The 12,430-nt window shown below is 60.1% G+C and carries 11 protein-coding genes and 1 pseudogene; 5 read left to right on the forward strand and 7 right to left on the reverse strand.

Going from position 1 to position 12,430, the window contains the following annotated elements; translation table 11 throughout:
- Positions 1-9: 9 nt before the first annotated feature.
- The 3 genes from CAER_RS0100220 to CAER_RS0100230 all read left to right on the forward strand — a co-directional run bounded on the left by CAER_RS0100220 (position 10) and on the right by CAER_RS0100230 (position 4,758).
- Positions 10-1,473: an aldehyde dehydrogenase gene (locus CAER_RS0100220; protein ID WP_027233548.1), complete on the forward strand. Its 1,464-nt coding sequence runs from the start codon at positions 10-12 to the stop codon at positions 1,471-1,473.
- 91 nt (positions 1,474-1,564) lie between these two features.
- On the forward strand, positions 1,565-3,235 hold the full coding sequence (locus CAER_RS0100225; RefSeq protein ID WP_027233549.1) for a BCCT family transporter: 1,671 nt from the start codon (positions 1,565-1,567) through the stop codon (positions 3,233-3,235).
- 74 nt (positions 3,236-3,309) lie between these two features.
- Positions 3,310-4,758: an NAD-dependent succinate-semialdehyde dehydrogenase gene (locus tag CAER_RS0100230; protein WP_051357608.1), complete on the forward strand. Its 1,449-nt coding sequence runs from the start codon at positions 3,310-3,312 to the stop codon at positions 4,756-4,758.
- A 71-nt stretch (positions 4,759-4,829) separates the two neighbouring features.
- Here CAER_RS0100230 and CAER_RS0100235 read toward each other — a convergent pair whose 3' ends face one another.
- The 3 genes from CAER_RS0100235 to CAER_RS26975 form a co-directional block, all read right to left on the reverse strand.
- Positions 4,830-5,540: an IS6 family transposase gene (locus tag CAER_RS0100235; protein ID WP_008335478.1), complete on the reverse strand. Its 711-nt coding sequence runs from the start codon at positions 5,538-5,540 to the stop codon at positions 4,830-4,832.
- 397 nt (positions 5,541-5,937) lie between these two features.
- Entirely contained in the window at positions 5,938-6,357 is a 420-nt protein-coding gene (gene rnk, locus CAER_RS0100240) for a nucleoside diphosphate kinase regulator (protein ID WP_036796613.1), read from the reverse strand.
- Between the two features lie 87 nt (positions 6,358-6,444).
- Positions 6,445-6,873: a hypothetical protein gene (locus CAER_RS26975; protein ID WP_154667596.1), complete on the reverse strand. Its 429-nt coding sequence runs from the start codon at positions 6,871-6,873 to the stop codon at positions 6,445-6,447.
- Positions 6,874-7,194: 321 nt separating this feature from the next.
- On the opposite strand from CAER_RS26975, the pseudogene CAER_RS26980 reads away from it, so the two are divergent.
- Positions 7,195-8,353, forward strand: a pseudogene (locus tag CAER_RS26980) (IS3 family transposase).
- Between the two features lie 351 nt (positions 8,354-8,704).
- On the opposite strand, the gene CAER_RS29040 reads toward CAER_RS26980, so the two are convergent.
- From CAER_RS29040 to CAER_RS29440, 4 genes are all read right to left on the reverse strand, one after another.
- Positions 8,705-9,157 (reverse strand): hypothetical protein, encoded by a 453-nt coding sequence (locus tag CAER_RS29040; RefSeq protein ID WP_084299290.1) that lies wholly within the window; start codon positions 9,155-9,157, stop codon positions 8,705-8,707.
- A 381-nt stretch (positions 9,158-9,538) separates the two neighbouring features.
- Positions 9,539-10,432: a mechanosensitive ion channel family protein gene (locus tag CAER_RS26985; RefSeq protein ID WP_051357610.1), complete on the reverse strand. Its 894-nt coding sequence runs from the start codon at positions 10,430-10,432 to the stop codon at positions 9,539-9,541.
- A 242-nt stretch (positions 10,433-10,674) separates the two neighbouring features.
- On the reverse strand, positions 10,675-11,115 hold the full coding sequence (gene rnk, locus CAER_RS0100280; protein ID WP_051357611.1) for a nucleoside diphosphate kinase regulator: 441 nt from the start codon (positions 11,113-11,115) through the stop codon (positions 10,675-10,677).
- 345 nt (positions 11,116-11,460) lie between these two features.
- Complete coding sequence (locus CAER_RS29440) at positions 11,461-11,598, reverse strand: hypothetical protein (protein WP_154667597.1); 138 nt, start codon at positions 11,596-11,598, stop codon at positions 11,461-11,463.
- A 227-nt stretch (positions 11,599-11,825) separates the two neighbouring features.
- Here CAER_RS29440 and CAER_RS29045 point away from each other — a divergent pair, with 227 nt between their 5' ends.
- Positions 11,826-12,242, forward strand: a complete 417-nt coding sequence (locus CAER_RS29045; RefSeq protein WP_084299292.1) for a DUF1127 domain-containing protein — start codon at positions 11,826-11,828, stop codon at positions 12,240-12,242.
- The last annotated feature ends 188 nt before the right edge of the window (positions 12,243-12,430 follow it).

The following is a 12,430-nucleotide window of genomic DNA, read 5'->3' on the forward strand; positions in this document are numbered from 1 at the left end:
AAACCGAAAATGCAGACTTTCCAGCACTATATCGGGGGCGCCTTCGAGGAAGCGGGCGCCACCTTCGCAAGCCTTGACCCTGCCACCGGCAAACCCTGGGCGCAGATGCCTGCCGCTTCGGCGGCGGATGTAGACCGGGCGGTAAGGGCAGCAGAAGCTGCGTTTTTCTCTAGCGAATGGGCGGGTATGACCGCCACTCAGCGCGGCAAGCTGCTGATGCGGCTAGCCGATCTGGTGGCGGAAAACGCCCCGCGGCTGGCGGAGCTGGAAACCCGCGACACCGGCAAGATCATCCGCGAGACCTCGGCCCAGATCGCCTATGTGGCGGAATACTACCGCTACTATGCCGGCCTTGCCGACAAGATCGAAGGCGCGCATTTGCCGATCGACAAGCCGGACATGGAGGTCTGGCTGCGGCGCGAACCGGTGGGGGTGGTGGCCGCCATCGTGCCGTGGAATTCGCAGCTGTTCCTGTCGGCGGTGAAAATCGGCCCGGCGCTGGCGGCGGGCTGCACGGTGGTGCTGAAAGCCTCGGAGGAAGGCCCGGCACCTATGCTCGAATTCGCCCGGATCTTTGACCAGGCCGGCTTTCCACCCGGCGCTTTGAACGTGATCACCGGCGGGCCGGAGGCGGGTGCTGCGCTGACCAGCCACGCTTCGGTCGCTCATGTCGCCTTCACCGGCGGGCCGGAGACCGCCCGCCATATCGTGCGCAATTCCGCGGAAAACCTCGCCTCCACCTCGCTGGAGCTGGGCGGTAAGTCGCCCTTCATTGTGTTTGACGACGCCGATCTGGAAAGCGCGGTGAATGCGCAGGTGTCGGGCATTTTTGCTGCGACCGGGCAAAGCTGTGTCGCAGGATCGCGGCTGGTGATCCAGAAGGGCATCAAGGACGCCTTCCTTGCGCGGCTGAAAGAGAAAGCCGAAGCGGTGGTCATTGGCGCGCCGGATGACATGGCGACCGAAGTCGGGCCGCTCTGCACTCTGAAACAGCGCGACCATGCGGTGCACCTGATCGAGGCGTCGGTGAAGGCGGGGGCCAAGCTGGTCACCGGCGGCACCGTGCCGGAAGGGGAGGGCTTCTTTTTCCCGCCGACGGTTCTGGACTGCTCGGACGCGCCGGACGCCCCCTGCCTGTCGAACGAATTCTTCGGCCCTGTTTTGTCAGTGGTAGAGTTTGAGACCGAGGCCGAGGCCCTGGAGATTGCCAACACGACCGCTTTTGGCTTGGCCTCCGGCGTCTTCACCCGCGATCTCACCCGCGCGCACCGGATGATCCGCGGCATCCGCGCGGGCATCGTTTGGGTCAATACCTACCGCGCCGTGAGCCCGATTGCGCCCTTTGGCGGCCACGGCCTGTCTGGCCACGGCCGCGAGGGCGGCCTGCAGGCGGCTCTGGATTATACCAAGGTCAAGGCGGTCTGGCTGCGCACATCGGACGATCCGATCCCGGATCCCTTCGTCATGCGGTAGGGCCGGACTAACCCCATCGGAGGACATTTACACCACCGGCTGCGCTTGCGCGCGGCCGGACACACGCGGTCGTTGCCTAAGGGAGGAAACCATGGCGAGAAACGACAAACCCGGTCCCGGGGGCCTGCTGGTCGCCGGACAAGGGCCATTCAAAGGACTGCACAACGGCATGAGCATCGCCTCTAAGGCAATGATTGCTGCCTTTGTGGTGTTCACCATCCTGAACGTGGACTACGCGGGCAAGATCTTTGGCGGCATCCGCTCCTGGGTCGAAGGCGCGCTCAGCTGGTACTACATCAGCTCGGTCATCATTATTCTGTTTGCCTGCCTGTTCCTGATGTTCAGCCGCTTCGGCTCGATCCGCCTCGGGGATGATGATTCCAGGCCGGAATTTAGCCGCTTCTCCTGGTTTGCCATGCTGTTTTCGGCGTCGGTGTCGATCGGCATTATGTTCTTCGGCGTCGCGGAGCCGCTGTTCTATTTCGACACGTCAGCGGGCTGGGGCTATCCCAACAACCCGTTTGCCGATGCCTCGGGACATACCGGCATGAGCCTTGAGCGGGCCGTGGATGCGGTGCGCGTGACCAACTTCCACTGGGGGCTGCACGGTTGGGCGATCTACACGCTGACCGGTCTGGCGCTTGGCTATTTTGCCTTCCGCAAGAAGCTGCCGCTGACCTTCCGGTCGGCGCTGTACCCGGTGCTGGGCGAGCGGATTTATGGCCCGGCGGGCCATGCGGCCGATCTGCTGGCCGTGTTCGGGACCGTCTTCGGCATCGCCACCTCGATGGGGCTGGGGGTGAACCAGATGGCCCATGGCCTGAACGTTCTGTTCGGTGTCGATCCGGGCGTGGGCACCCAGGTCGTGTTGGTCATTATCATTTCTGTCGTGGCGACCTTGTCGGCGGTTTCCGGCATCGGCCGAGGCATCAAGATCTTGTCGGAGTGGAACGTCGTGCTGACCATCGCTCTGATCCTGTTCTTTGTGATCGCCGGGCCGACCCAGTGGCTGGCCGGCTTCTTTCTGAACGCGACAGGCGATTACGTGACGCAGTTCCTGTCGATGGGCTTCTGGACCGCGTCGGCACCGGGAGATGTCGCCTGGCAGGGGGGCTGGACCATTTTCTACTGGGGCTGGTGGCTGAGCTGGGCCCCCTTTGTGGGCATGTTCATTGCCCGCATTTCCAAGGGTCGCACCATCCGGGAGTTCATGTTCGGTGCCATGCTGGTGCCAACCACGATGGCATTCATCTGGATCTCGGTGTTCGGCGGCAACGCATTGTTCCTGGAGCTGAACGCCGAGGGCGGCGCGGGCACCGCGGGACTGATCGCCATGGTCAACAGCTGGAATCTAGGAGGCACCCTGTTCGGCACTATAGATCTGCTGGCAGACGGCGGCACGCTTGCCTGGGCGATCTCGGCGCTGACCACCTTTCTGCTGGCCACCTGGTTCATTACCAGCTCGGACTCCGGCACGCTGGTGGTCACGACGATCCTGTCGATGGGCAACGCGCATCCGCCGAAGATCCACCGGATCATCTGGGGCGCGGCACAGGGGCTGGTGGCGGCGGTGCTGCTGATGGCAGGTGGGCTGTCGGCGCTGCAGACCGCGGCAATTGCCGCTGCGCTGCCGATCTCGGTCCTGGTGGTGATGATGGCCTGGGGGGTGATCAAATCGCTCCTGGAAGATCCGGCTGCGGTCTCTGGTGCGGCCGAGAGCGCACCGGACGGCACCGCCATGGATGGCGACCTGCACGCCTGATCCGGCTGACGGCCAATACGATACCGGGCCGGGGGAATCCCGCACCTTTCTCAACTGAACTGGAGTACTCAGAAATGTTCTCACTCTCCCGTCCCGATCTGTTGCTGCAGGACGCCTATCTGAATGGCGAATGGCAGGGACGCAGCACCCGTTTCCCGGTGCACAATCCGTCCACCGGCGAAGTGCTGGCCGAGGTGGCCGATTGCACGGTCGAAGACGCCAGGGCGGCCATTGACGCGGCAAAGGCCGCGCAAAAGAACTGGGCGCAGTATACCGGCAAAGAACGCGCAACAGTTCTGCGCAAGTGGTTCGACTTGATGGTTGCTCATGCTGACGACCTCGCCGCGATCCTGACCGCCGAGATGGGCAAACCGCTCAACGAAGCAAAGGGCGAGATCATGTATGGCGCCAGCTTCATCGAATGGTTCGCGGAAGAGGCCAAGCGGGTTTATGGCGACACTATCCCCGGCCATCAGCGCGACAAGCGTATTATGGTGTTAAAACAGCCGGTGGGCGTGGTCGGCGCGATAACGCCCTGGAATTTTCCCAACGCCATGATCACCCGCAAGGCTGGTCCGGCGCTGGCGGCGGGTTGCGCCATGGTTGTCCGGCCTGCCAGCGAGACCCCATTGTCAGCTCTGGCAATCGCCAAGCTGGCTGAGGAAGCAGGCATTCCTGCGGGTATTTTCTCGGTGCTGCCATCGACCGACAGTAAGGGTATCGGGCTGGAATTCTGCGAAAACCCGGCGATGCGGAAAATCAGTTTTACTGGATCCACCAATGTTGGCAGCATCCTGATGCGCCAGGGCGCGGGACAGATCAAGAAGCTGTCGCTGGAACTGGGCGGAAACGCGCCTTTCATCGTGTTCGATGACGCCGATCTGGATGCTGCAGTCGAAGGCGCGCTGATCTCGAAATTCCGCAACGCCGGCCAGACATGTGTCTGCACCAACCGGATATATGTGCAGGATGCCGTCCATGATGCCTTTGTGGAGAAGCTCTCAGCGGCCGTAGCGGCTCTTCCGGTTGGCGACGGTTTTGCTGAAGGCACTGCCATTGGGCCGCTGATCAGCGAGGCTGCGGTGGAAAAAGTGGGTGAACACATCAGCGATGCCGTTTCCAAGGGTGGGCAGGTGACCGTCGGCGGCAAGCGGCATGATCTTGGGGGCACCTTTTTCCAGCCGACGGTGATTGCCGGGGTAACCCAAGAGATGGCGGTGGCACGAGAAGAGACCTTTGGCCCGTTGGCGCCTGTTTTCCGGTTTTCGGAAGTGGAGGAAGTACTGAATGCAGCCAATGACACCGAGTTTGGCCTGGCGTCGTATTTCTACAGCCGCGACTTGACCCGGATCTATCGAGTAATGGAGGAGCTTGAATACGGAATGGTAGGCGTTAACACTGGTTTGATCTCTACCGAAGTAGCACCTTTTGGCGGGGTCAAGCAGTCAGGTCTTGGCCGTGAAGGATCAAAATATGGGATCGAGGATTATATGGAGCTGAAATACTGCTGTTTGAGCGTATGAGGGAGATATACAAGTCTGCCGGCATTGCCAACTTATTTGCACCCGGCTGAATGCGGCCTGCTCCGCGCCCGTCATGCGGTCATCTCGAGTGCGTAGCCGTTCCAAAGATCAAAGGCATCGGATCGGGCGTGGCGGTACGATGTGGCGGTAAGACGATAGCGGCGGGGACGGAAGAACATGTTGATCTGGTCATGTGCGTCCAGAAATCTCTGAGCCTGTCCGGGTGACTTGAACCGCCCCATGAGTTTCTCTCGCTTGCGGGTTGGCCGATGGGATCCTTCGATCCGGTTGTTCAAGCCCTTGTGCGCCCGATGATCAGCATTCGCCACGAGGTTGCGGATCGGCCTGATGTAACTGCGCAGCTTGTCGGTGATCACGACCCGCGGCGCGCCAAACCGGTCGATCAGCCGCTTCAAGAACCGGCTGGCGGCCTTTGCATTACGTTGCTTTTGCACGAGAATGTCGAGCACATTCCCATTCGCGTCGACTGCCCGCCAAAGCCAGAACTTCACGCCATTGATCGGAACAACGACTTCATCCAAGTGCCATTTGTCACTGGCGCCCGGCCTGTCGCGCTTGATGCAATCGGCGAAATGGCGGCCAAACCGGTTCACCCAGTTCCGGACGGTTTCCCGGCTGACCATCACGCCGCGTTCGGCCAGCAGATCCTCGACATCTGCCGTGCTCAGCGCAAACCGATGGTAAGCCCAGACGGCATAGGAGATGATCTCGCGGGGAAAACGAAAGCCCTTCAGGCGTCGAATTGTCGGCACGGTTTTCATGATGACCGCCTATCCCGACGGAACCCCGTGATCAACTTGGCAATGCCGTTCCAAGATTTCGCATTCAATCCTGACCGGTTCCACAGGGTGAAACCAAGTTTCAGGATTATGCGGCTCGATCCCGAAAACGAGTTAGACAATGGGGGCAGCGCCCCGCAGCGGCGCGCGGCACGCTTGCACCGCAGCTTGGGCAGGTTTCCGGGAGCCTGAGTTGAGACATATCGATACCCTATTATTGCGAACATCAGAGTTCAGGTAACAATTCTCCCCGGGTTCGCACGGAGTGCGCTGCTCCCCGGGGCAGAGGCGGAATAAGAGCATCTGCACAGCGCCGCGGACCTCAGGATTCTCCCATCACGATGTATGGGACTCTGCCCTGCTGCCGGGCGTTGCCATGCTATGCATCCGGGCCGACATTAAGCACCGTCAAAGAACGCTCCTCCCCATCAAGCGGTTTCCAGCGGAAAGACGCACCTTCGGACAGGCCGATTAACGCCACGCCGACCGGCGTCATCAGTGAAATGCGTCCTTCGGAAATATCGGCTTCTTCCGGGAACGTCAGTGTCACCGTTTTGGTCTGGCCAGTAGATTCGTCGCGATAGGTGACTGAGCGGCCTATTGCCACGACATCACCGCGCAGTTTTCTGGTGGTAACGACTTTGGCGCGCTCGATTTCTTCCAGCAGCCGGTCAGCCAATTCAGGTGTGCGGTTGAGGGCCCCCTCAGCCAGTGCTTCAAGCTTGTCCAGCGTCTCGCGGGCAAGCACGACTTTGGGTTGCCGCCGCGATGGGCGGGGGGCATTGTTAGGCGTCATCATGAGTTTTTCCTCTTTAGAGCACCGGATACCCGGTGGTGTGTGTCCGTGGGTTTTTTGCAGTGATTGATCCGCAGGAACGGGCAGCGGTCAGGAAGAACTGAAGACCTTGAGCACAACAAGCGTGGCAATGCTGCCGTCCTCGCGAGGCAAAGGAGCCTTTTGCAGGATCCGCATACCCAATAGTGCCGCGCCCAGGACCGAAGAAACCCTGATAAGCCGCTGCGCGGGTACCGCGTCCATTGTAAGGGTGCCCTGCTGGGCGCCACCTCCGCTGATCATGAATTCAATTCGGCGGCCGGACACTACCAGGTCATCGGGGACCGGCCCGGTTATGCGTCTTGCGCCGTCGTTTTTGGCACGCAAAATTGCTGCCGCCTCCAGGGACAAGGAGCCTAAGGCCAATACCTGCTCCAGCTTGTTTGCATCGCTGTCAGTAAGCGAATAGGCATGAGGTTCGATGTTCGGGTAGAATACCCGCTGACCGGCCATGCTGCCGGTTTTTTCACAAGTAAGCACGATCGCTCTCCACAAACGGGGGTTACCCGCTGCAAGCGGGGGGAAGCCCGCTATCAAGGTTTTAGGGTGAAGAAACCTCGGGAGGCCGCGACAACGCGTGTTTCAGGCCGCCCGAGGAAACGGGCGGTTCAGAAGAAGAAACCGTGCATATGACTCGCGAATAATCATGCCGCCAAGATGGTCACCTGCCATATGGAAGTCAAGCCTCCGCCCGGGTCTATTGATGGACAATCCGCGCTGCGGCGCGGCCACGGTGACCTGCCCCCCGCAAAATCCCTCACCATGAAGTAGAGTCTGCCCAACCTATGTAGGAGCAGACGAATGCGTAAGAGCCGTTTCACCGTGGCGCAAATCATCGGGATGATCAAAGAGCAGGAAGCCGGGATGCCGACGGCGGAGGTGTGCCGTCGGCACGGCCTGAGCCCGGCGACCTTTTACAAGCTGAAGTCCAAGTATGGCGGCATGGAGGTGTCGGAGGCCGCACGGCTGAAGGCGCTGGAGGATGAGAACGCCAAGCTGAAGCGGCTGCTGGCAGACACGATGCTCGACAACGTGGTTTTGAAAGACCTGCTGGGAAAAAGCTGACGACACCGAAAGAGCGGCGAGAGGCAGCGCTCAATGCAATGCGGGATCATGACATCTCGCAGCGCAGGGCCTGCCGGCTTGTCGGTGTCGACCCTAAGACGGTCCGGCGCGAACGCCCGCCCGACCATCCCGAGATCCGCCAGGAGATGAAGGAGATCGCTGGCAAACGCCGCCGGTTCGGCTACCGGAGGATCGGCGTTCTGCTTGAGCGCAAAGGCATGATCATGAACCACAAAAAACTCTACCGCCTCTACCGGGAAGAAGGCCTGGCGGTGAAGCGGCGGCGGGGCCGCAAACGCGCCCGGGGTCGCGCACGCCGATGCCCGAAGCCACACGGCCGAACCAGCGCTGGTCCCTGGACTTTCTGGCAGACAGCTTCGGCGCCTCGCGGAAGTTCCGCATCCTGGCCGTGAACGATGACTGCTGCCGGGAAAACCTGTGCCTGGCTGCGGACACCAGCATTTCAGGCGAGCGCGTTGCCCGGGAGCTGGACGCGCTGGTCCGGATCTACGGAAAACCCGCTTGCATTGTCAGCGATAACGGGACGGAATTCACCAGCCGGGCAATCCTGAAATGGGCCGATAGGAACGGCGTGGATTGGCATTACATTGACCCAGGAAAACCGCAGCAGAATGCCTTCATCGAGTCATTCAACGGCAGTTTGCGGGACGAACTCCTCAATGAAGAGCTGTTCGATACCCTGGACGATGCCCGCCGCAAGCTGGCGCTGTGGCGCTACGATTATAACAACGTCAGGCCTCACTCTTCGCTGGGGAACAGAGCGCCAAAGCAAGCGCGGCAGGCGCTTGAGCTAATTGAGGGCTCCGCGCCCGCCGCGCTTGCCAAGCCCGAAACCGACGACTACCAAAATCAAACCCGCAGACTCTCCTCATGAGCGAGGGACCAGCGGGGGGCAGGTCAACGGCCATAGGCGGTCAAATTGCCGTGGGGATGATGAAGGGGATGAACTTTGCGAGCGGCTCGGAATTGCTTGGGTTACGCTTGATCCCAATCCGGGGAGTGGAGAACCGAAACTCAGCAGCCGGGTGAATTGCCCAGGGTTCCGCGCGCCCAATCGGGTGGTACAAAGATTATAAGCATAGCGCCGCACTTCCCTGTGCTCGGCACGACGAGAGCCAAGCGCATTCTTGGAGCATTTAGGCAAAAAGCGTGCTGCAAATAGGGCCCGAAACAATGGGTAACCGGGCGGCTTTCCGAGAGTTGAGATTTCACGTGGAAACCGATGCTACTGGTGTGGGGCATTTGCCCTGCCAAGCGTCTGGTTTACATCGATGACGACGACAGCATCAATATCTCCGTTGTCCCTCAGCAGCGGCGCTTTCTGTAGCATTTGCATACCAATCAGCGTTGCGCCAAGAAGTGTTTCGACAGGCAAGTGTTCCGCATTTGGGTTAGGATCAAAGGTAAGCAAACCTGATCGGATGACCCTGTCATTTGTCATGTAGGCGACCTCGCACCCTGCAGTAACAAGGTCCTCCGGCGCAGGTTCCGGCGCCCCGCGTGAAATGCGGAGTTTGTGCCGCAGGAATCCGGCAAGCAGTTCAGGGTTCGCGGAACCTTTCAGATTCCCATGGCTCAGAAGGCGCTCGATGCCGACACGATCGGCAACGGTTAGGGCGAAGCGAAAGCCAACGGGCGCGCCTTCTGCCAATGATCGAACAAAAGCTCTGCTGTGCATGGGGTTGTGAGGCCAAGGCCTGAACATGGTCTTCCTCCCGGAGCGTACGAGGGCTCCTTTGCTTGTCTCAAGGAATTGAGCAGCCCCGGGTGGTTGGATCTATGCCCGCACGCAAACCACCCGGGGATCCGGGCGGTTCAGTAGAAGAAATCGAAAATGATTCTCATGTAGCAACATAGGAGGAGAATCAGACATACCCTCTGATCTGTCAACGGTCCTACCGCTCCGATATGCGCTTATCGCTTGGCGGTACGCCCCGGTGGTCCCTTGCCAGAAGGGATCACTAAATTGTCGCGTGCCAGTTGCAGCGGTTTTGGCAGGTTGCCCCGAATGCGTCCTCCTGACTGCGGCCAAAACGCGGTCAGTGAAGGATGAAGGGCGCTACGTGTCGCCGGATGACGCGGCCGGGATCACCTCTATCCGGCGATAGGGGGCGATGGTTCCGGCATTGCGCAGCGCCTCGTCCACAAGAGTGAAAACCTCGTCGCGGCAGTCGATATCGCGGTCGAACCGTGACAGCCAATAGCGTAGCGCGTAGGTAATACCACCTTCTTCGTAAGCCAGAACACGCACGTCCGGCGCAGGATCCAATTGGATAAGTTTCGCACCCCTCAGGGCTTCCAGCATCACCTCACGCGCACGGTCGATTGGCATGCTATGATCCAGCACGATGTTGACCTGGGCGCGGTATTCCGGCTTGGGCGCAGAGTAGTTGGTAATGCGCTGCCGTGCGATCTGGCTGTTGGGCAGGATCATATAGGTGCGGTCACGGGTCAAAAGGCGCGTGGTGCGCCAGCCGATCTCGATCACCTTGCCGCGCGCTAGCCCGTCGATATCGATCCAGTCGCCGATACGGAACGGCCCTTCGACACCAAGGGCAATTCCCGACAGCGTGTCGGCCACGACGTTGCGGATCGCAAACCCAAGCAGCGCCAGTACCAGACCGGAGCCTGCAAGCGCGCCGAACGCACCTTGCCCCATGAACAGCGACACCGTTGCGGCAAAAGCAATCAGAAACAGCAGTGCCGCAATTATATCTTTGAGCAGCCGCGGGTAGGGCCGCCGCCGCACTGCCGCCTGATCAAGCGCTAGGGACGTGATCCGGCTAACGAGCCACGCCGCTGCAAAATAAGCCAGCGCAGTGACAGCGGGCAAAAGGGTTTCGCTATCGTTAAAAAATCCGGCCGGCCACGATGGCGACAGGAGCAGCCCAAAGCAAATTAGCGTCAACAGGGTCGGCCACAGAAGCCGGCGGATATGCTGCTTCACGCTCATGACCGGACCCCGCGCCCTGCAGCTGTTCGCGGCAGGGTTTCATTATAGTTTACGCAAATTGCGCAATAGCCGACGCAGGCCATTTCGCGGACTCCAAAGAAACAGTTGATGGATGGCATTGATGCCTGTTGATTGCATGTCACCCGGATGGCGGCCTGCAGACCACATCAGGTCAGCTTGGCCCTCCAGGAGAGCTGCGGCATGGCGTAACGCCTCGCCATGCTTCAAAAAACACCGAAGCGTTACTGGCTATCGGGGTCAGACGTATCTTCCACACGGATCACCGTCAGCATCCGGCGCTGGCGATTACGTGTGTCCCAGTGAAAAGCAGCGCCTTCGGACAGTCCCAGCAGCGCGACACCGACCGGTGTCATCACCGAAACCCGCTGACGCGCGATATCAGCCTCCTCAGGATAGACAAGTGTGACGGTTCTCTCCTGGCCGGTCGCCTCGTCTCTGAAAACGACGCGGCTGCCGATCCCGATCACATCCCCGGGCATCCGCTCAGGCGGAAGGATCCGGGCGCGGCTCAGTTCGTCCAGAAGACGATCGGCAAGCGCCGGATTGCGGCTGAACGCGCCTTCAGCAAGCGCCTCGATGTGGGAAAGCTCGTCAGCATTTATTATGATATGCGGCTGATCAGTATGGGACGTGCTGGGTGCCTTGGTCATAGCGGTAGACATGGGTCTGATCCTTTGTTGATGGCCGGAGAGAAAAAGGGGCGGGGCGCTGCAGGGCGTTCCGTCAGGAGCGGTTCGGCTTCTGTCTGCCTGCGTCGGGCAAGGTGGAAAATGGGATGAGATGTGCCTGCGGCGGTAGCGATACTTCGGCTGCCATGACTATAGATCATAGCATCTCCGCCGACGGCGATGCGTCAGTTACCGTTCAGGAATTTGAGGAGCCCCGGGGGGAATTAAAGGCGCAGTCGCGCCTATGCCGCCCCGGGAAACGGGCGGTTCAGGAACACAAGCCGTATATGATCTCGGTGAACCAACATGCTGGTGAATTAGGTACGGTATGTAAATTAGTCAATCCCGGGCGGTTGCTTTGCGCTGGAACGGGCCGGAAAGCGCTGCTTCAGGCCAAAAGGTCGCACCCGATGCCTCCGGCTTGAAAAGATCCTTCAGTGTGGCAACATCAGAACCATGTTGTTGTTCAGCCTTCATACGAGGTTTCTGCGCTTCGCAGGAAATCTACTGAACCGCCGGTAACCCCGGGCGGGGTGGCTCTTCGCGCCTATCCACGCTTCGGGGTTTATATCTGTCTCTCACGACAAAACTAACGGCACCTGCCTTTGCGTCTCCGGATCTATCCTCAGTGGTTTGTCAGCCGAGGGGTACTGCCATGCCGGGGTCCAGGTTGCGATCTCAACACCTCCGAGCGGGAGAACGACATGTTGTATCCATATTTTTCACATCGAAACTACACTGCACCCCCCGTGCCTTATGTTCATGCGCAGCTGAAGCGGCGGGCTAAAGCTGGCGGCGATGCCATTCGAAGAATGCTGCGCGCCGCGGTACGGCATTGGAGGCGCAGCAGCATGATTGATGCGCTCCAATCTATGGACGACCGGCTTCTGCGTGATATTGGCGTTTATCGCGGTGAGATTCAGAACTTGGTCGCAGAATTTGACGACCGTGAACTGGGTCTGAAGCCAGTCGGGCCGGGCAACGACCGGTCGAAGGACGCTAAAATCGTGTATCTGCAGACGGCGTGCATACGCGAGCCTGCCCGCCACCGGCGCTGGTGGCGCGTAGGCTCGCGCAATCACAAGTGTCCAATACTGTCCATGAAAGGGATACACCGATGATGATCTGCAATGCCGACTTCGAGGAATTGTTTCCTGCACTGTTTCAAACCGAGCCTGTGCGTGCTGCATGCCCAAGGGCACAGGTGCCAAGTGCCGAGTGTATCGTCCGGTGGGACGATGACGGCGGACGGCAGGCGACTTCTGTCTGCGGCGCGGAGCTGCAGGCGGCGACGGCCCGCAAACCAGTT

Origin of the sequence: Leisingera caerulea DSM 24564, from assembly GCF_000473325.1 — a bacterium.
GTDB classification, from domain to species: Bacteria; Pseudomonadota; Alphaproteobacteria; order Rhodobacterales; family Rhodobacteraceae; genus Leisingera; species Leisingera caerulea.